Genomic DNA, 20,212 nt, shown 5'->3' with positions numbered 1-20,212 from the left:
AGCAAAAGATCGCAGCCTTCGGCAGCTCCTACAGGGAAACGCGAATCCCATTGTAGGAGCTGCCGCAGGCTGCGATCTTTTGATCTTAATAAAACGCCCGGCATAAGCCGGGCGTTTTTTTTTGTGTGGCGATCACTCGTGATACTGCGCCGACAATTCGTGCACCGCGCGCAGGAACGCACCGGCATGCTCCGGATCGACCTCAGGGGTGATGCCGTGGCCGAGGTTGAACACGTGGCCGCTGCCCTTGCCGTAGCTGGCCAGAATGCGCCCGACTTCGGTGCGGATCGCTTCGGGTTTGGCGTAGAGCACGGTCGGGTCCATGTTGCCTTGCAGCGCGACCTTGTCGCCAACACGGGCGCGGGCGTTGCCGATGTCGCAGGTCCAGTCCAGGCCCAGCGCGTCGGCGCCGGCTTCGGCGATGCTTTCCAGCCACAGGCCGCCGTTCTTGGTGAACAGAATCACCGGCACCTTGCGCCCGTCGTGCTCGCGGATCAGGCCGCTGACGATTTTCTTCATGTAGGCCAGGGAGAATTCCTGATACGCCGCCGCCGACAGGTTGCCGCCCCAGGTATCGAAGATCTGCACCGCTTGCGCGCCGGCCATGATCTGGCCGTTGAGGTACGAAGTCACCGACTGCGCCAGCTTGTCCAGCAGCAGGTGCATGGCTTGCGGGTTGTCGTAGAGCATCGCCTTGGTCTTGCGGAAGTCTTTCGACGAGCCGCCTTCGACCATGTAGGTCGCCAGGGTCCACGGGCTGCCGGAGAAGCCGATCAGCGGCACACGACCGTTCAGTTCGCGACGGATGGTGCTGACCGCGTCCATCACGTAGCCAAGGTCTTTGTGCGGATCAGGGATCGGCAACGCCTCGATGTCGGCCAGGGTGCTGACGACTTTCTTGAAGCGCGGACCTTCACCGGTCTCGAAGTACAGGCCCTGGCCCATGGCGTCGGGGATGGTGAGGATGTCGGAAAACAGGATCGCCGCGTCCAGTTGTGGATAGCGGTCGAGCGGTTGCAACGTGACTTCGCAGGCGAACTCCGGATTCATGCACAGGCTCATGAAATCACCGGCATGGGCACGGCTGGCGCGGTATTCCGGCAAGTAGCGGCCGGCCTGGCGCATCATCCACACGGGGGTGACGTCAACGGGTTGCTTGAGCAGGGCGCGGAGGAAACGGTCGTTCTTCAGGGCAGTCATGTCGGCATCCGGAAAAAAAGTGCGGGCATTTTCTCAGAGCGCGACGCAAAAGGCACGGATACAGGTCAGCCTTTTGTCTATCGGGTCAATTTATTGCGCTGGAGTGCGGATTTTGCAGCACCCAAAAACAACTGTAGGAGTGAGCCTGCTCGCGATGGCGGTATGTCAGTCAATGCATCTGGTGACTGATCTACTGTCATCGCGAGCAGCTCACTCCTACAAGGTATCGCGTTGTTTGTTCAGACGCCCAGGTAATCCAGGATCCCTTCAGCCGCATTGCGGCCCTCGAAGATCGCCGTCACCACCAGGTCGGAACCGCGCACCATGTCGCCACCGGCAAAGATTTTCGGGTTGCTGGTCTGGTGCTTGTACTGACCTTGCTCAGGCGCGACGACGCGGCCCTGGCTGTCGGTCTGGATCTCGAACTGTTCGAACCACGGTGCCGGGCTCGGACGGAAACCGAACGCGATGACCACGGCGTCGGCCGGGATGATCTCTTCGGAGCCCGGGATCGGCTCGGGGCTGCGGCGGCCACGGGCGTCCGGTTCGCCGAGGCGGGTCTCGACCACCTTCACGCCTTCGACCTTGTCTTCACCGACGATGGCGATCGGCTGACGGTTGTAGAGGAACTTCACGCCTTCTTCCTTGGCGTTCTTCACCTCTTTGCGCGAGCCGGGCATGTTCGCTTCGTCACGACGATAAGCACAGGTCACCGACTTGGCGCCCTGGCGGATCGAGGTGCGGTTGCAGTCCATCGCCGTGTCGCCACCGCCAAGTACCACGACCTTCTTGCCTTTCATGTCGACGAAATCTTCCGGCGACTTTTCAAAGCCCAGGTTGCGGTTGACGTTGGCGATCAGGAAATCCAGCGCGTCATAAACGCCCGGCAGATCCTCACCGGCAAACCCGCCCTTCATGTAGGTGTAAGTGCCCATGCCCATGAACACGGCATCGTATTCGGTTAGCAGTTGCTCCATGGTCACGTCCTTGCCGACCTCGGTGTTGAGGCGGAATTCGATGCCCATGCCGGTGAAGACTTCGCGGCGATTGCTCAGTACGGTCTTCTCAAGCTTGAACTCGGGGATGCCGAAGGTCAGCAGACCGCCGATTTCCGGGTTCTTGTCGAACACCACCGGGGTCACGCCGCCACGCACCAGCACGTCGGCACAACCCAGACCCGCCGGGCCGGCACCGATGATCGCGACACGCTTGCCGGTCGGTTTGACCTTGGACATGTCCGGGCGCCAGCCCATGGCGAACGCGGTGTCGGTGATGTATTTCTCGACCGAACCGATGGTCACCGCGCCGAAGCCGTCGTTGAGGGTGCAGGCACCCTCGCACAGACGGTCCTGCGGGCACACCCGGCCGCAAACCTCCGGCAGGGTGTTGGTCTGGTGCGACAGTTCGGCGGCCTGGAGGATGTTGCCCTCGGCCACCAATTTGAGCCAGTTGGGAATGAAGTTGTGCACCGGGCACTTCCATTCGCAATACGGGTTGCCGCAACCCAGGCAGCGGTGGGCCTGATCGGCCGACTGCTGGGGTTTGAACGGTTCGTAGATTTCCACGAACTCTTTCTTGCGTTGACGCAACAGTTTCTTCTTCGGATCCTTGCGCCCGACATCGATGAACTGGAAGTCGTTATTCAGACGTTCAGCCATTGTTAAAACCTCATCAAACTCTTCAGGCGCATATCACTGCGGGTTGGCACGAGTGCTGGAAAGCAACGATTTCAGGTTGGCAGCCTTCGGCTTGACCAGCCAGAAACGGCGCAAGTAGTCATCGAGGTTCTCGGCGAGTTCACGACCCCACTCGCTTTCGGTTTCGGCGACATACTCGTTCAGCACGTTTTGCAGGTGGCTGCGGTAGGCTTCCATCGCCTCGCCGCTGATCCGCTGGATTTCCACCAGTTCGTGGTTGACCCGGTCAACGAAGGTGTTGTCCTGATCGAGCACGTAGGCGAAACCACCGGTCATGCCAGAGCCGAAGTTGTAACCGGTCTTGCCCAATACGCAGACGAAACCACCGGTCATGTACTCGCAGCAGTGATCGCCAGTGCCTTCCACAACCGTGTGGGCACCGGAGTTACGCACGGCGAAACGCTCGCCTGCGGTGCCGGCGGCGAACAGCTTGCCGCCAGTAGCGCCGTACAGGCAGGTGTTGCCGATGATGGCGCTGTTCTGAGTCTGATAGACGCTGCCCTTCGGCGGCACGATGACCAGCTTGCCGCCGGTCATGCCTTTGCCGACGTAGTCGTTGGCGTCGCCTTCCAGGTACATGTTCAGGCCGCCGGCGTTCCACACGCCGAAGCTCTGCCCGGCCGTGCCCTTGAAGCGGAAGGTGATCGGCGCCTTCGCCATGCCCTGGTTGCCGTGCTTGCGCGCGATTTCCCCGGAGATCCGCGCACCGATCGAACGGTCGCAGTTGCAGATGTCCAGATCGAACTCGGCGCCGCTGAGGTCGTTGATCGCCGACGTCGCCATGTCGACCATTTTTTCGGCCAGCAGGCCCTGGTCGAACGGCGGGTTGCGCTCAACGCCGCAGAACTGCGGTTTGTCCGCCGGGATGTGATCGCTGCCCAGCAGCGGAGTCAGATCCAGGTGATGTTGCTTGGCGGTCTGGCCTTCGAGGATTTCCAGCAGATCGGTACGGCCGATCAACTCTTCGAGGGAGCGCACGCCGAGCTTCGCCAGCCACTCACGGGTTTCTTCGGCGACGTAGGTGAAGAAATTCACCACCATGTCGACGGTGCCGATGTAGTGATCCTTGCGCAGCTTCTCGTTCTGAGTCGCGACGCCGGTGGCGCAGTTGTTCAGGTGGCAGATGCGCAGGTATTTGCAGCCCAGAGCGATCATTGGCGCGGTACCGAAGCCGAAGCTTTCGGCGCCGAGGATCGCTGCCTTGATCACGTCGAGGCCGGTTTTCAGGCCACCGTCGGTCTGCACCCGGACTTTGCCGCGCAGGTCGTTGCCGCGCAGGGTCTGGTGGGTTTCGGCAAGGCCGAGCTCCCACGGCGCACCCGCGTATTTGATCGAGGTCAGCGGCGAAGCACCGGTGCCACCGTCGTAACCAGAAATGGTGATCAAGTCCGCATAGGCCTTGGCCACACCGGCAGCGATGGTGCCAACGCCGGCTTCAGCGACCAGTTTCACCGAAACCAGCGCCTTCGGGTTGACCTGTTTCAGGTCGAAGATCAGCTGCGACAAGTCTTCGATCGAATAGATGTCGTGGTGCGGCGGCGGCGAAATCAGGGTCACGCCCGGCACTGCGTAACGCAGCTTGGCGATCAGCCCGTTGACCTTGCCGCCCGGCAGTTGCCCGCCCTCGCCCGGCTTGGCGCCTTGGGCGACCTTGATTTGCAGCACTTCAGCGTTGACCAGGTATTCCGGGGTGACCCCGAAACGGCCCGTCGCGACTTGCTTGATTTTCGAGCTCTTGATCGTGCCGTAGCGCGCCGGATCTTCGCCGCCTTCGCCGGAGTTGGAACGCGCACCGAGGCGGTTCATGGCTTCGGCCAGGGCTTCGTGAGCTTCCGGCGACAGGGCGCCCAGCGAGATGCCGGCGGAGTCGAAGCGCTTGAGCACCGATTCCAGCGGTTCGATTTCACTGATGTCCAGCGGCTTGTCGAGGGTCTTGACCTTGAACAGGTCGCGGATCATCGACACCGGACGGTTGTCCACCAGCGAGGTGTATTCCTTGAACTTGGCGTAGTCGCCCTGCTGCACGGCGGCTTGCAGGGTGTTGACCACGTCCGGGTTGTAGGCGTGATATTCGCCACCGTGGACGAACTTCAGCAGACCGCCCTGCTGGATCGGCTTACGCGGACTCCAGGCTTCGACGGCCAGGGCTTTCTGCTCGGCTTCGATATCGACGAAACGCGCGCCCTTGATGCGGCTCGGTACGCCACGGAAGCTCAGGTCGCAGACTTCCTCGGACAGGCCGATGGCTTCGAACAACTGCGCACCACGGTACGAAGCGATGGTCGAGATGCCCATCTTCGACAGGATCTTCAGCAGGCCTTTGGTGATGCCTTTGCGGTAGTTCTTGAACACCTCGTAGAGGTCGCCCAGCACTTCACCGGTACGGATCAGGTCGCCCAGCACTTCGTAAGCCAGGAACGGATACACCGCCGAGGCGCCGAAACCGATCAGCACCGCGAAGTGATGCGGATCGCGTGCGGTGGCGGTTTCAACGAGGATGTTGGAGTCGCAGCGCAGGCCTTTTTCGGTCAGGCGGTGGTGCACCGCACCGGTGGCGAGCGAAGCGTGGATCGGCAGCTTGCCCGGCGCGATATGACGGTCGCTCAGCACAATCTGGGTACGCCCGGCACGCACGGCTTCTTCTGCCTGATCGGCAACGTTGCGGATCGCCGCTTCGAGGCCGAGGCTTTCGTCGTAGTTGAGGTCGATGATCTGCCGCTCGAAACCCGGACGCTCGAGGTTCATCAGCGAGCGCCACTTGGCCGGCGAGATCACTGGCGAGCTGAGGATCACGCGCGAGGCGTGTTCCGGCGATTCCTGGAAGATGTTGCGCTCGGCACCGAGGCAGATTTCCAGCGACATCACGATCGCTTCACGCAGCGGGTCGATCGGCGGGTTGGTGACCTGCGCGAACTGCTGGCGGAAATAGTCGTACGGCGTGCGCACACGCTGCGACAGCACGGCCATCGGCGTGTCATCGCCCATCGAACCCACGGCTTCGTAGCCTTGTTCGCCGAGCGGACGCAGCACCTGATCACGCTCTTCGAACGTGACCTGATACATCTTCATGTATTGCTTGAGCTGATCGACGTCGTAAAACGCCGAACCGTGGTCGTTATCTTCCATGGTCGCCTGGATGCGCAGGGCATTCTTGCGCAGCCATTGCTTGTACGGATGACGGGACTTCAGACGGTTGTCGATCGCGTCGGTGTCGAGGATCTGCCCGGTTTCGGTGTCCACGGCGAGGATCTGCCCCGGACCGACACGGCCCTTGGCGATCACGTCTTGCGGCTGGTAGTTCCAGACGCCGATTTCCGACGCAACGGTGATGAAACCGTTGGTGGTGGTGACCCAGCGCGCCGGACGCAGACCGTTACGGTCGAGCAGGCACACCGCGTAGCGACCGTCGGTCATGACCACGCCGGCCGGGCCGTCCCACGGCTCCATGTGCATCGAGTTGTACTCGTAGAACGCACGCAGATCCGGGTCCATGGTTTCGACGTTCTGCCACGCTGGCGGAATGATCATCCGCACGCCACGGAACAGGTCGATGCCACCGGTGACCATCAGTTCGAGCATGTTGTCCATGCTCGAGGAGTCGGAACCGACACGGTTGACCAGCGGGCCGAGTTCTTCCAGATCCATCAGATCGTTGGTGAACTTGGTCCGACGGGCCTGGGCCCAGTTGCGGTTACCGGTAATGGTGTTGATCTCGCCGTTGTGGGCGAGGAAGCGGAACGGCTGAGCCAGCGGCCATTTCGGCAGGGTGTTGGTGGAGAAGCGCTGGTGAAACACGCAGATCGCGGTTTGCAGACGCTGGTCACCGAGGTCCGGATAGAACGCGGCCAGGTCGGCCGGCATCATCAGGCCTTTATAGATGATGGTCTTGTGCGAAAAGCTGCAGATGTAGTGGTCAGTGTCGGCGGCGTTGGCCACCGACGAGCGACGACGGGCGCTGAACAGCTTGACCGCCATGTCCTGATCGCTCAGGCCTTCACCGCCGATGTACACCTGCTCGATCTGCGGCAGGCGCTCAAGGGCCAGGCGGCCGAGGACGCTGGTGTCGATCGGCACTTTGCGCCAGCCGATCAGTTGCAGGCCTTCGGCAAGAATCTCGCGGTTCATGTTCTCGCGAGCGGCTTCGGCCTTGGCCGGATCCTGATTGAAGAAGACCATGCCCACGGCATATTGCTTAGGCAGCTCGACGCTGAAGTTTTCCTGGGCAATCGCCCGCAGGAACGCGTCAGGCTTTTGAATCAGCAGACCGCAACCGTCACCGGTCTTGCCGTCGGCATTAATCCCACCGCGGTGGGTCATGCAGGTCAGGGCCTCGATGGCCGTTTGCAAAAGGGTATGACTGGGCTCGCCCTGCATATGGGCTATCAGGCCGAAACCGCAGTTATCCTTGAATTCATCTGGTTGGTACAGACCTGCTTTCATAGACACTTTCTCACCAGGCTGCCTCTTTACGAGGCAAATTTCTTTTCAATTCAACCACTTGCTGACCGCGCCGAACGTACGCCGGCTTTGCGGGGGCAAAAGGGTGGTCATTGTACACAGCGACACAGACGCTCACAAATTTGACGACGAAATGTCGCAAATCTATGTCGCATTTGTGAAAGGTTTAAAGCGATCTGCTGTGCTAGTCAAAACTTTTTTAATTCTGACTGCAACGACTCAAAGACTACTGTGACGCAGACACCACAAGGCACGCGGCCTGTGAAGGCGGCGCGCACTCGTAGAAATTTTGAGGTGCTTGGAGAGGCGGCCTGGGTAAGGCCGCCGAATCTTCAGCGAGTTGTTGCCAGTTCCTGTTGGACGCTGGCGACAGTGCGAGGCCAAGGTTTACCAGCCTGAACCTTCGCTGGCAAGGCCTTGATGGCAGAAACGGCTGCATCACGGCTGGCGAAGTTGCCATAGGTGATCACGTAGAGAGGCTTGCCGTTGAGGACTTTCTTGAAATAACGGTACTCGCCGCCCTGCTCCTTGACGAAGTTCTGCGCGGTCGCTTCGGAGCTGGTGCCGAGGATCTGCACCACGTAGTTGCTGGTCGGCTGACCGGCGTACCAGCTGCCACCGGCCGCTTTGGCGACGGTAACCGGCTTCTCGGCCGGTTTGGCAGCCGCTACAGGTTTGGCCGGGGCTGGCGCCGGTTTGGCCACTGGCGCTGCCGGAGCAGGCTTGGCGGTGGCGACCTGAGTCGGCGCCGGAGTCGGTTTGGCGGCCGGTACCGGAACTGGCGTCGGTGCCGGGCCTGCCGGAACGCCTGCGGGCGGTGCAGAAGTGGTCACGGTCGGCGGCGTTGCGCTGGAGCCTTCGACAGGCACGCCGTCGTCGCCTTCAGTGATGCCGCCAGCGGCCTCAGCCAACGGGCCGCGCATGACCGGCTGCGAGTTGCCGACCAGCGGCAGCGGCATTGGCTGGGTATTGCCGGCGAATTCGACGTTCGGCGCGCCACCCTTGGCGCCCTGACCCAATGGCAGTTGTGCCTGTTCGTTGGCGGGAGCGCCGGTGGTTGGTGCCTTGTTGCGACCCGGCATCAGCCAGGCGGCGGCGACCGCGACCACAACGACGGCGGAAATCGCCAATACGTGTTTCTTCGGCATGTTGAACCCCATACTTGGACGCTTGACCGCTGAGCGGCTGGCAATCATGACTTCGATCAGTGCATCGCGAGCGACCTGGTTGATGTTGCCAGGCCAACCCTCGGAGCTTTCGTGAATCTCAGAGATCTGATCCGCGGTGAAAAGTTCGACACCCCGGCCCGCACCTTCGAGCCGTTGGTCGAGATATTCGCGGGTCTCTTCTTCGGTGTACGGCTGCAACTCGATGACGTGGAAGCGCTCTTCCTCGAGCTGCAAGGCCTCCAGTTGCGCGATCAGCGAAGACTCACCGAACAGGAACACGTGCGGGCGACCTTCCGGTGCACCGGCTCCCAGCGCCATCAGCGCTTCGAGGGCGGATTCGTCGAGCTGCTCGGCATCGTCCACCAGCAGATAGACTTCCTGGCCGGTCAGGGCAAGTTGCACAACCTGCGCGAGAATCGCGCCGACTTCGGCCTGCGCCACGTCCAGCGCCTGGGCGACCTGACGCAACACGCCTGCGGCATCGCCGGCGCCACGCGCCGAAACGACCACGCTCTGCACCGATTGCTTGTTGGTGCTGGCGACCAGCGCCTGGCGCAGCAGGGTCTTGCCGCTGCCTTGCGGGCCGGTCACCACGAGCAGCAACTGGCTGTAACGCGCCAGGTGGTGCAGTTGCCCCAACACCGGCTTGCGCTGGGCCGGGAAAAATTTGAAGCCCGGCACCCGCGGCGCGAAAGGGTCGTGACTTAACTGGAAATGGCCGAGGAACGCCTCGTCGGCATGCAAACTAGTCATCGGAATCTTATTAACCTTTAAGCTGAGCCAGAGCGCGGTAATCCGCTCCCAGCGTGGCCTGTAGAACCTCTTTCGGATAATCGGCGGTCACCACCGCTTCGCCCATCCGGCGCAGCAGCACCAGGCGCAGACGACCGTCGATCACTTTTTTATCAATTGCCATATGTTCGAGAAAATCGGCTTCGGTCATCTCTTCCGGCGGAATCACCGGCAGACCGGCACGCTGGAACAGACGAATGCCGCGATCACGTTCCTGCTCGCTGATCCAGCCCAGGCGCGCGGACATCTCCAGCGCCATCACGGTGCCAGCGGCGACCGCCTCACCATGCAACCAGACACCATAGCCCATGTGGGTCTCGATGGCGTGGCCGAAGGTGTGGCCGAGGTTGAGCGTGGCGCGTACGCCGGTTTCCTTTTCATCGGCGCCGACCACGGCAGCCTTGGCTGCGCAGGAGCGCTCGATGGCGTAAGTCAGGGCTTTCTGGTCCAGCGCACGCAGGGCATCGACGTTGTCTTCGAGCCAGGTCAAAAACGGCTCATCGCAGATCAGACCGTACTTGATGACTTCCGCCAGACCGGCCGACAGCTCGCGCTGCGGCAGGGTTTTCAGGGACGCGGTATCGATCAGCACCACGTTCGGCTGATAGAACGCGCCGACCATGTTCTTGCCCAGCGGATGGTTGATGCCGGTCTTGCCGCCCACCGACGAATCGACCTGGGACAGCAGCGTGGTCGGAATCTGGATGAAGTCGACGCCGCGCTGATAGCAGGCGGCAGCGAAACCGGCCATGTCACCGATGACCCCGCCGCCGAGGGCGATGATCGTGGTGCGGCGGTCGTGACGGGCGGTCAGCAGGCCGTCGAAGATCAGTTGCAGGGTTTCCCAGTTCTTGAAGGCTTCGCCGTCCGGCAGTACCACGGAAATCACCGAGAACTGCGCAAGGCTTTGGGTCAGACGTTCGAGATAGAGCGGCGCAACCGTCTCGTTGGAGATGATTGCCACTTGCCGCCCATGAATGTGCGGCGCCAGCAACTCAGGCTGATCCAACAAACCTTCGCCAATATGAATCGGGTAGCTGCGCTCGCCTAGATCGACCTTGAGTGTCTGCATGTGTCCCCACAGTGAAGATGGAAGCAGGCGTCCTGCCTTGAATAATTGGATGTCCGCGACCTTTAGCTGATGTGACGCCGCTCGCAAGCCATCCGCCACAACCTCGACGGCTGTGACAGGACGCCGAGGATAGCGCATTTCGCACGGCGCTTTAACGGGGTGGAAGCTGTGCCAGACGGTCGAGAATATCGAGCACCACCATGCGCGGCGGCCGTTCGTCGGTTTCCACCACCAGATCGGCGATCTCGCGATACAGCGGATCGCGGATCTCCAGCAAGTCACGCAGGGTTTTCGCCGGATCGGCGGTGCGCAGCAACGGCCGGTTGCGATCGCGGGATGTGCGACCGACCTGCTGCTCAACGGAGGCGTGCAGATACACCACCCGCCCGCCGGCGTGCAGGGCCTTGCGGTTGGCGTCGCGCATCACCGCGCCGCCGCCGGTCGCCAGCACCACGCCGTCGAACGCGCACAGCTCGGCAATCATCGCCTGCTCACGGTCACGAAAGCCGGGCTCGCCTTCCTTGTCGAAGATCCACGGGATATTGGCGCCCGTGCGCAGTTCAATTTCCTTGTCGGAATCTTTGAACGGCAGGCGCAGCTCTTTGGCCAGCAACCGGCCGATGGTGCTTTTTCCAGCGCCCATCGGTCCTACAAGAATCAAATTTCGCACAGAATCAACGACTCACAGCAATCGCCTGGTTATTCATGATACGCGGAGTGAGAAATACCAGCAGCTCGGATTTTTTCTCCGAAACCACATCACGCCGGAAAAGGCGGCCAAGATACGGCACATCGCCAAGAAATGGCACCTTATCTACGACCTTGCTTTGAGTATTTGAGAAAACGCCCCCAATCACGATGGTCTCGCCGTCGTTCACCAGCACTTTGGCGTTGACCTCGTTCTTCTTGATCGGCGGGACATCCTGCACCTTGTTCAGGTAATCCGGCTCATCCTTGGTGACCTTGACCTCCATGATGATGCGGTTGTCGGGGGTGATCTGCGGCGTCACTTCGAGCGACAGCGAGGCCTCCTTGAATGACACTGACGTCGCGCCGCTGGAGCTGGCCTCCTGATACGGAATCTCGGTGCCCTTGAGGATCTTCGCGGTCTCCTTGTCGGAGGTGACCACTTTCGGCTGGGAGACGATTTCACCGTTGCCGGTTTTTTCCATCGCCGTCAGCTCAAGGTCGAGCAGCACATTGTCGGTGATGAAGGCGATACCGATCCCCGACGTGTTGCCGACCGTGCCCATGTCGACGAACGGCGAGTTGGTGCTGGTGCTGCCCGGCGTGCCGATGGTGGTCGAGGTGCCGTTACTGACCCCGGACGTGTTCCAGTTGCCCTTGTTCTGGATCGAACCGCCCCAGCGCACGCCCAGGCTCTTGTCGTAATCGACGTTGGCCTCGACGATCCGTGCCTCGATCATCACCTGGCGCACCGGAATATCCAGTTGCGCCACGATCCGCCGCAGTTCGTCGAGGCGGTCCTGGGTCTGGTAGGCAATGATGTTGTTGGTCCGCTCATCCACCGTGATCGAGCCGCGCTCATCGATTTTCGCTTCGGCGCTGGTCACCGACTGAAACAGCTTGGCGATGTCCGCGGCCTTGGCGTAGTTCACCTGCAGCAACTCGCGGCGCAGTGGTGCCAGTTCAGCGATCTGCTTCTGCGACTCAAGTTCCTGGCGTTCGCGCGCGGCGATTTCGTCAGCCGGCGCCACGAGCAATACGTTGCCGATCTTGCGTTTATCCAGGCCTTTGGTTTTCAGCACCAGATCCAGCGCCTGATCCCACGGCACATTCTGCAGACGCAAGGTGATACCGCCCTGCACCGTGTCGCTGGCCACCAGATTCAGGTTAGTGAAGTCGGCGATCAGTTGCAGCACCGAACGCACATCGATGTCCTGGAAATTCAGCGAGAGCTTTTCGCCACTGTAGGCCTGGCGGTCGGCATTACGCTTTTGCAGGTCGTCGACCGTCATCGGGCGAATGCTGACGGTCAGCTTGTTGTCGGTCTGGTAGGTCGAATAGTCGAACGTGCCGCTGGGTTCGACAGTGATGACTGCGCGATCGCCAGTTGCGGCGCTGTTGACGTACTGCACCGGGGTGGCGAAATCCTTGACGTCGAGACGTACTCGCAGCCGGTCGGGCAACTGGGTGCGGGCAAAACTGAGGATGATCTTGCCGTCATGCTCCTGAATGTCCGGGGCGATGGTCGGGTCCGACAGGTCGATGACCACGTTGCCCTCTCCTGCCGTACCCCGCTGGAAGTCGACGCCGCGAATGGCCTTGACGGTGGGTGCGTAAGCCTTCGTCGGCGCCGCGGCCGGGCGTGGCGCAACCGCAGTGGCCGGCCGTGGTGCAGCCGGCTTGGCGCCCTGCCCGACCACCACGAACAGATGGTTGCCCTCGACCCGCGCGGTGTAGGGCGTCAGTTGCGTCAGGTTGATGATCAGGCGCGTCCGATCATTGGCCTCGACCACCGTGGCGCTGCGTGCGTTGCCGCTGCCCAGATCGCGGGTCTTGCTCGTCAGCTGGCTGGCGACACCCGGCAGATCCAGCGCGATTCGCGCCGGTGACTCAGTGGTGTAGCCCTTGGGCTGTGGGGGCGGGCCGTCGAACGACAGCTTCAACTCGACGCGATCGCCGGGTAACGCCGCCACATCCAGCGCCTTGAGGCTGGCCGCCTGAACCATCGGTGAAAGCAGCGCTATCCATAGCGAAAAACCGAGGGTGGAGAAAATCCTGTTCATTGTTCGACTTCCACTATGAGTGCTCTTTCAAAGGAATGGTGCGCGGACGCTCCAGCCAGGCGCCTTCGCCATCGGGCACGATTTCGACCACATCGACCTGCGAGGCGCTGATGGCGACGATGCGACCGTCGTTGCGTCCCAGGTAGTCGCCGACTTTCAACCGATGCACCCCGCCCGCCCCGCGCAACAGAGCAAAGGAGCCGGAGGCGTTGGAGATCGTGCCGACCATTTCAAACTGTTCGATGTTGAAACCTTCGAGGTATTGCTTGACCCGGTTCGGGTCGGGTTTGACGTTGCGCGCGCCGCGCTGCTGCCCGGCCAGATCGACCCGCACCTGGCGCGAGAACGGGCTGCGCAGGTTGGCCGCGCTGTAGGTGAACGTCGGGTAGGAGCGGAAAGTCGGCGTCGGCTCGATTTTGCCCGCCGGCCGCAGACGCACTTCGTTCATGTAGGCGTCGAGGTCGCTGAACTCATCACTGCTGCCGCAACCGCTCAGCCCCAGCAGCATCGACAGGGCGAAATAACGCATCGGGGTCATTTTTCCAGCCCCTTGTCGTTATAGCGGTAAGTCTTGGCGAGGATGCTCATGCGCAGCTTGGTCCCGCCGTCCGGGTTGGCGGGCACCAGGTCGAAATCGTGCAAGGTGACAATCCGTGGCAGCCCGGCGACGCCGCTGACGAAGGTGGCGAGGTCGTGATAAGCCCCGGTGACGGTGATCTGGATCGGCAATTCGATGTAGAACGGCTGGGTCACTTCCGGCAGCAGCTTGATCTCTTCGAATTCAAGGCCGCTGCCCAACCCGGTACGGGTAATGTCTTCCAGCAACCCGGGGACTTCGGTGTCGCTGGGCAATTGCCGCAGGAGTACGCCGAAGGAGTTCTCCATTTCCTTCATCTGCTGGGTGTACAGCTCCAGGTTGGCGGCCATGTGCGCCTTGCTGGCGAATTGTTCCTTCAAGGTGTCTTCTTCCAGACGCTTGGCTTCAAGCTGGTTTTCCATGTCGCTGATGAAGAAGTTGTAGCCGAGCGCCAGCACCAGCACCGCCAGCAACGCCGCCGCGATGGTTTTCACTGCAGCCGGCCAGGAACCGATGTTGCTGGTGTCCAGATCGTTGAAGTCGATGTTGCGCAAACCCTGCAGCCATTCGGACGGTTTCATTTGTCGCCCTCCACGGCTGCTGGCTGTGTCTGACGGACGGTCAACTGGAAGACATTGGCCTGATCCACCTGACCGGCGGTCGTCGCCTTCACTTCGTTGAGGCTCGGCGCATCAAACCAGTCGGAGGCATCCAGGTTGCGCATCAGCTCAGAAACCCGGTTATTGGATTCGGCCGCACCACTGATGGACAGCGTCTTGCCGACCAGCTTCACGCTGGTGAAATACACACCGTCCGGCAGTGTGCGCGCCAGTTGGTCGAAGATTCGCCCGCTGATCTGCCGGTTGCCCTGCAAGTCCTGAATGATGCGCATGCGTTCGACCAGTTGCTGGCGCCGGGCCTTGAGTTCGCTGATCTGCTTGATCCGCTCGTCGACCACGGCAATCTGCTTGCCGATATAGGCGTTGCGCGCGGCCTGCTGCTCAATGGCGGTGCTGATGATCTGATCGGCAATAAACACCGCGCCCACCGAGCCGACGAAAACCCCGATCAGGATCAGCAGGAAGCGTTTGCGCCGTTCTTCGCGGCGCTCCTCACGCCAGGGGAGAAGGTTGATCCGCGCCATCAGTCGAAACTCCTGAGCGCGAGCCCGCAGGCAATCATCAGGGCCGGCGCGTCACTGGCCAGGGCCCCGGCGTTGACCTTGCTGCTCAAGGCCATGTCGGAAAACGGGTTGGCAACCTGGGTCGGAGTGCCCAGACGCTGCTCGATCAGGCGATCCAGCCCCGGCACCGACGCCGTGCCACCGGCGAGCAGAATATGATCGACCGCGTTGTACTGCCCGGAGGCAAAGAAGAACTGCAATGAGCGCGACACCTGCTGCACCAGCGCCTCCCGGAATGGCTGCAGCACCTCGCTGACGTAGTCGTCGGGCAGACCACCCTGCTTTTTCGCCAGCCCGGCCTGTTCGACGGTCAGGCCGTAGCGACGCTGGATTTCCTCGGTCAGTTGCCGCCCGCCGAACAGTTGCTCGCGGGTATAGATGATGCGGCCGTTGTGCAGGACGCTGAGGGTGGTCATGGTCGCGCCGATGTCCACCACCGCTACGGTCAGGCGCTCCTGCGAGGCCGCCAGCTGAGTGGCGAGCAGGCCGAACGAACGCTCCAGTGCGTAGGCCTCGACATCGACCACCCGCGCGGTGAGCCCGGCCAGCGCCAGCGCCGCCTCGCGGACTTCGACGTTTTCCTTGCGGCAGGCGGCCAGCAGCACATTGACCCGTTCGGGGTTACGCGGCGAAACGCCCTGGACTTCAAAATCGATGGCGACTTCGTCCAGCGGATAGGGAATGTACTGATCGGCTTCAATCTTCAGCTGGTTTTCCAGCTCGTCATCGGTCAGCCCGGCGTCCATCTCGATGACCTTGGTGATCACCGCCGACCCGGCCACCGCCACCGCCACGCTCTTGAGCCCGGTGCGCGCCTTGACCAACACTCGGGACAAGGCATGGCCCACGCCTTCGAGCTCGGCGATGTTCTTTTCGACCACGGCGTTGGGCGGCAGCGGTTCCACCGCGTAGGCCTCGACCCGGTAGCGGTCGCCCTGCCGGCTCAGCTCCAGCAGCTTCACCGAAGTGGAGCTGATGTCGATCCCCAGTAACGTATTGGTCTTTTTATTGAAGAGTCCCAGCACTACCAATTCCCTATGACTTTCCGTGAGTTACGGACTCTGTAATACGCATTGCGTTCCTTCACCCCGTCTTGACAGAAGCGCAAATGACGCCCCCAGCAGAAAAGTGCTTATAATGCCCAGCGTTTTTTTCCGCTTTTTACTGCCGGCCCAGGCTGTTCTGTGTGTTACCGGGACCCTGTCGCCACATTCATTCTTTGCCCTGGATGTCCAAAAGCCTTGATTCGTCTGCTGAAATTCTTCGGTTGGTCCATCGTCGCCGTTTTCTGCGGACTGCTTTTAGGTCTCAGCGGCGCGTTTCTTTACCTTAGTCCGGGTTTGCCGTCTGTGGAGGCGCTGAGAAGCATTCAGTTGCAGATTCCGCTGCGGGTCTACAGCAGCGACAACAAGTTGATCGCAGAATTTGGCGAAATGCGCCGTACTCCGATCCGTTTCGCCGACATTCCCCCCAATTTCATTAATGCGTTACTAAGTGCTGAAGACGACAACTTCGCCAACCACTATGGCGTCGATCCGAGCAGCCTGATGCGTGCCGCGACCCAGCTGGTGAAAAGCGGTCACATCCAGTCCGGCGGCAGCACCATCACCATGCAGGTGGCGAAGAACTTCTTCCTGACCAGCGAACGCAGCTTCTCGCGCAAAACCACGGAAATCCTTCTGGCCCTGCAGATCGAGCGGCAGCTGACCAAGGACGAGATCCTCGAGCTGTACGTGAACAAGATCTACCTGGGCAACCGCGCCTACGGCATCGAGGCGGCGGCGCAGGTGTATTACGGCAAGTCGATCCGTGACATCAGCCTGGCGCAGATGGCAATGATCGCCGGCCTGCCGAAAGCCCCGTCACGCTTCAACCCGCTGGCCAACCCGGCGCGCAGTAAAGAACGTCGCGACTGGATCCTCGGGCGCATGTACAAGCTCGGCAAGATTTCCGAGGCCGACTACACCGCCGCGATCAACGAACCGCTGAACGCCAGCTATCACGTGCCGACCCCGGAAGTGAACGCGCCGTACATTGCTGAAATGGCCCGTGCCGAAATGGTCGGCCGCTACGGCAGCGACGCTTATACGGAAGGTTTCCGCGTCACCACCACGGTGCCGAGCAACCTGCAGGAAATGGCCAACACCGCCCTGCACGAAGGCTTGATGACTTACGACCAGCGTCACGGCTATCGCGGCCCCGAGTCGCGCCTGCCGGGCAAGACCCATGAAGCCTGGGCCACCGAGCTGACCAAGCAGCGCACCATCAGCAGCCTTGAACCGGCCATCGTCACCCAGGTCGACAAGAACGGCTTGCAGGTGCTGACCCGTACCGGCGAAGAACACGTCGCCTGGGACACCATGAAGTGGGCGCGGCCGTTCCTCAATACCAACAGCATGGGCGCCGCACCGCGGCAGCCGTCGGACGTGGCGCAGGTCGGCGACCTGATTCGCGTGCAGCGCCAGCCGAACAACTCACTGAAGTTCAGCCAGATCCCGCAGGCGCAAGGCGCGCTGGTGTCGCTGGATCCGCAGAACGGCGCGATCCGCTCGCTGGTCGGTGGTTTCGCTTTCGAGCAGAGCAACTACAACCGCGCCCTGCAGGCCAAGCGTCAGCCGGGTTCGAGCTTCAAGCCGTTCGTCTACAGCGCCGCGCTGGACAGCGGTTACACCGCCGCGACGCTGGTCAACGACGCCCCGATCGTGTTCGTCGACGAGTATCTGGACAAAGTCTGGCGGCCGAAGAACGACACCAACACCTTCCTCGGCCCGATCCGTCTGCGCGAGGCGCTGTACAAGTCGCGTAACCTGGTGTCGATCCGCCTGCTGCAGGCGATGGGTGTGGGCAAGACCATCGACTACATCACCCGCTTCGGCTTCAACAAACAGGATCTGCCGCCGAACCTGTCGCTGGCGCTGGGTACCGCGACGCTGACGCCGATGGAAATCGCCACCGGCTGGAGCACCTTCGCCAACGGCGGCTACAAGATCACCCCGTACATCATCGACAAGATCGAAAGTCGCAACGGTGACACGCTGTTCGTCGCCAACCCGCCGACCGTGCCTCAGGGTGGCTCGGCCACCGATGGCTTTGCCGCGCCGGCGTCTCAGCCGATCACCGTGAATGCCGCACCGGTACCGGGTGAAGCCCCTGGCGCTGCCGCCGCACCACAAGCGCCGGCCGTGGCCGAGCGGATTGTCGATGGCCGCACCACCTACATCCTCAACAGCATGCTGCAGGACGTGATCAAGCTCGGCACCGGTCGCCGTGCCCTGGCCATGGGCCGCAGCGACATCGCAGGCAAGACCGGTACCACCAACGAATCGAAGGATGCGTGGTTCTCCGGTTATAACGCCGATTACGTGACCACGGTGTGGACTGGCTTCGACCAGCCGGAAAGCCTCGGTCGCCGCGAGTTCGGGGGCACCGTGGCGCTGCCGATCTGGATGAACTACATGTCGGCCGCACTGAAGGACAAGCCGCCTCACGTGCAGCCTGAGCCTGAAGGCATCCTCAGCCTGCGGGTGGATCCGGTCAGCGGCCGTGCGGCAACGCCAAGTACGCCTGGCGCCTACTTCGAACTGTTCAAGTCCGAAGACACGCCGCCATCGGTGAACGAACTGGGTAACGGTGCCGTACCGGGCAGCCCGCTGCCAGCGGACGAGCAGGCGCCAATCGATCTGTTCTGATCCAACCCAAGCAAAAAGCCCCGCCTTCGTGAGAAGTGCGGGGCTTTTTTGTGCTTCAAAGCAAGATCAAAAGATCGCAGCCTGCGGCAGCTCCTACAGAATCGGCCGTATTTCCCTGTAGGAGCCGCCGCAGGCTGCGATCTTTTGATCTGCCAAACAAAAAGCCCCGACTCTCTCGAATCGGGGCTTCCAGTTGAAGCGCTACAACGGCTTAGCCGTTGAACACGTCATCCACGCTTTTCAGCGGGTAGTTCTTCGGATACGGCAGGGTTGCCACACCGGTCTCGATCGCGGCCTTGGCCACAGCGTCGGAGATCAGGGTGATCAGGCGCTTGTCCATTGGCTTCGGAATGATGTACTCACGACCGAACTCCAGCGGCGCACCACCGTAGGCATCGCACACGTCCTGTGGTACTGGCAGCTTGGCCAGTTCACGCAGGGCGTTGGCAGCGGCCACTTTCATTTCTTCGTTGATGCGCTTGGCGCGAACGTCCAGGGCACCACGGAAGATGAACGGGAAGCCCAGTACGTTGTTGACCTGGTTCGGGTAGTCGGAACGACCGGTGGCCATGATCACGTCGCTGCGGGTCGCATGCGCCAGTTCCGGGGAGATTTCCGGATCCGGGTTCGAGCAGGCGAAGACGATCGGGTTGGCCGCCATCGACAGCAGGCCTTCCGCGCTCAGCAGGTTCGGGCCGGACAGACCAACGAACACGTCAGCGCCTTTCAGAGCGTCAGCCAGGCTGCGCTTGTCGGTCGCGTGGGCGAATACCGCTTTGTACTGGTTCAGGTCGTCACGGCCGGAGTGGATCACGCCGGTACGGTCAACCATGAAGATGTTTTCGATCTTCGCGCCCATGCTCACCAGCAACTTCATGCAGGAGATGGCCGCAGCGCCGGCGCCGAGGCAGACGATCTTGGCTTCCGGCAGGGTTTTGCCGGCGATTTCCAGGGCGTTGATCATGCCCGCAGCGGTCACGATCGCGGTGCCGTGCTGGTCATCGTGGAATACCGGAATGTCGCACTGCTCGATCAGAGCGCGCTCGATCTCAAAGCACTCAGGTGCCTTGATGTCTTCCAGGTTGATGCCGCCGAAAGTGATGGAGATGCGTTTTACGGTGTCGATGAAGGCTTGCGGGCTTTCGGAGTCGACTTCGATGTCGAATACGTCGATGCCGGCGAAGCGCTTGAACAGCACGCCTTTACCTTCCATCACTGGCTTGGAAGCCAGTGGGCCGAGGTTACCCAGGCCCAGAATCGCGGTGCCATCGGAAATGACTGCAACCAGGTTGCCCTTGCCGGTGTACTTGTAGGCCAGTTCAGGATCGCGGGCGATCTCACGCACTGGTTCAGCTACGCCGGGGCTGTAGGCCAGCGACAGGTCGCGAGCGGTAGCAGTGGCCTTGGTGAGCTCGACACTCAGCTTCCCTGGACGAGGATTGGCATGATATTCGAGAGCGGCAGTTTTCAGATCAGACATTTTGGCATTCCGCTTTTTACTGTTGGACAGACTGGTCAGCGAGGATACGCGCCTCGCAAAGTCCCCACAAGACTGAGCGGTCACCGCTGTCAAGCGCCCTGCCCTACGACTTTGGGCCAAGAGCCACGGCGCACAAGGGCTGGAC

The 20,212-nt window shown here is 61.5% G+C and carries 13 protein-coding genes; 1 reads left to right on the top strand and 12 read right to left on the bottom strand.

The genetic code is table 11. The annotated features are described in order from the left end of the window. Positions 1 to 132: 132 nt before the first annotated feature. The 11 genes from hemE to HBN98_RS17340 all read right to left on the bottom strand — a co-directional run bounded on the left by hemE (position 133) and on the right by HBN98_RS17340 (position 15,923). A complete protein-coding gene (gene hemE / locus HBN98_RS17390) occupies positions 133 to 1,200 on the bottom strand; it encodes a uroporphyrinogen decarboxylase (RefSeq protein ID WP_083367241.1) in 1,068 nt (355 codons plus the stop codon). Between the two features lie 239 nt (positions 1,201 to 1,439). Then, positions 1,440 to 2,858: an FAD-dependent oxidoreductase gene (locus HBN98_RS17385; protein ID WP_064585604.1), complete on the bottom strand. Its 1,419-nt coding sequence runs from the start codon at positions 2,856 to 2,858 to the stop codon at positions 1,440 to 1,442. Between the two features lie 33 nt (positions 2,859 to 2,891). Then, entirely contained in the window at positions 2,892 to 7,337 is a 4,446-nt protein-coding gene (gene gltB / locus HBN98_RS17380) for a glutamate synthase large subunit (protein WP_083367242.1), read from the bottom strand. A gap of 350 nt (positions 7,338 to 7,687) precedes the next feature. Next, complete coding sequence (locus HBN98_RS17375) at positions 7,688 to 9,277, bottom strand: AAA family ATPase (RefSeq protein ID WP_083367243.1); 1,590 nt, start codon at positions 9,275 to 9,277, stop codon at positions 7,688 to 7,690. A gap of 10 nt (positions 9,278 to 9,287) precedes the next feature. Further along, positions 9,288 to 10,388, bottom strand: coding sequence for a 3-dehydroquinate synthase (gene aroB, locus HBN98_RS17370; RefSeq protein WP_083367244.1), 1,101 nt, complete (start codon positions 10,386 to 10,388; stop codon positions 9,288 to 9,290). Between the two features lie 151 nt (positions 10,389 to 10,539). Beyond that, positions 10,540 to 11,058 (bottom strand): shikimate kinase AroK, encoded by a 519-nt coding sequence (gene aroK / locus HBN98_RS17365; protein WP_027611316.1) that lies wholly within the window; start codon positions 11,056 to 11,058, stop codon positions 10,540 to 10,542. A gap of 4 nt (positions 11,059 to 11,062) precedes the next feature. Continuing rightward, complete coding sequence (locus tag HBN98_RS17360) at positions 11,063 to 13,138, bottom strand: type IV pilus secretin PilQ (protein WP_083367245.1); 2,076 nt, start codon at positions 13,136 to 13,138, stop codon at positions 11,063 to 11,065. Between the two features lie 13 nt (positions 13,139 to 13,151). Beyond that, entirely contained in the window at positions 13,152 to 13,676 is a 525-nt protein-coding gene (locus HBN98_RS17355; RefSeq protein ID WP_083367246.1) for a pilus assembly protein PilP, read from the bottom strand. Beyond that, complete coding sequence (gene pilO, locus HBN98_RS17350; protein ID WP_083367247.1) at positions 13,673 to 14,296, bottom strand: type 4a pilus biogenesis protein PilO; 624 nt, start codon at positions 14,294 to 14,296, stop codon at positions 13,673 to 13,675. The genes HBN98_RS17355 and pilO overlap by 4 nt, the downstream gene beginning before the upstream one ends. Then, positions 14,293 to 14,859 (bottom strand): PilN domain-containing protein, encoded by a 567-nt coding sequence (locus HBN98_RS17345; RefSeq protein ID WP_064585597.1) that lies wholly within the window; start codon positions 14,857 to 14,859, stop codon positions 14,293 to 14,295. Before HBN98_RS17345 ends, pilO begins: the two co-directional genes overlap by 4 nt. Then, complete coding sequence (locus HBN98_RS17340) at positions 14,859 to 15,923, bottom strand: pilus assembly protein PilM (RefSeq protein WP_064585596.1); 1,065 nt, start codon at positions 15,921 to 15,923, stop codon at positions 14,859 to 14,861. The genes HBN98_RS17345 and HBN98_RS17340 overlap by 1 nt, the downstream gene beginning before the upstream one ends. A gap of 219 nt (positions 15,924 to 16,142) precedes the next feature. Between HBN98_RS17340 and HBN98_RS17335 the strand changes: the two genes are divergently transcribed. Further along, entirely contained in the window at positions 16,143 to 18,587 is a 2,445-nt protein-coding gene (locus tag HBN98_RS17335) for a penicillin-binding protein 1A (protein WP_373292956.1), read from the top strand. Between the two features lie 211 nt (positions 18,588 to 18,798). On the opposite strand, the gene HBN98_RS17330 is transcribed toward HBN98_RS17335, so the two are convergent. Beyond that, positions 18,799 to 20,067 carry a malic enzyme-like NAD(P)-binding protein gene (locus HBN98_RS17330; protein WP_003220889.1) on the bottom strand — a complete coding sequence of 423 codons (1,269 nt, stop codon included), beginning with the start codon at positions 20,065 to 20,067 and terminating at the stop codon, positions 18,799 to 18,801. Positions 20,068 to 20,212 lie beyond the last annotated feature (145 nt).

Source organism: Pseudomonas koreensis (assembly GCF_012986595.1).
GTDB lineage: Bacteria > Pseudomonadota > Gammaproteobacteria > Pseudomonadales > Pseudomonadaceae > Aquipseudomonas > Aquipseudomonas koreensis.
The sequence above is the reverse complement of the archived record's forward strand: the minus strand, read 5'-3'. Positions and strand labels throughout refer to the sequence as shown.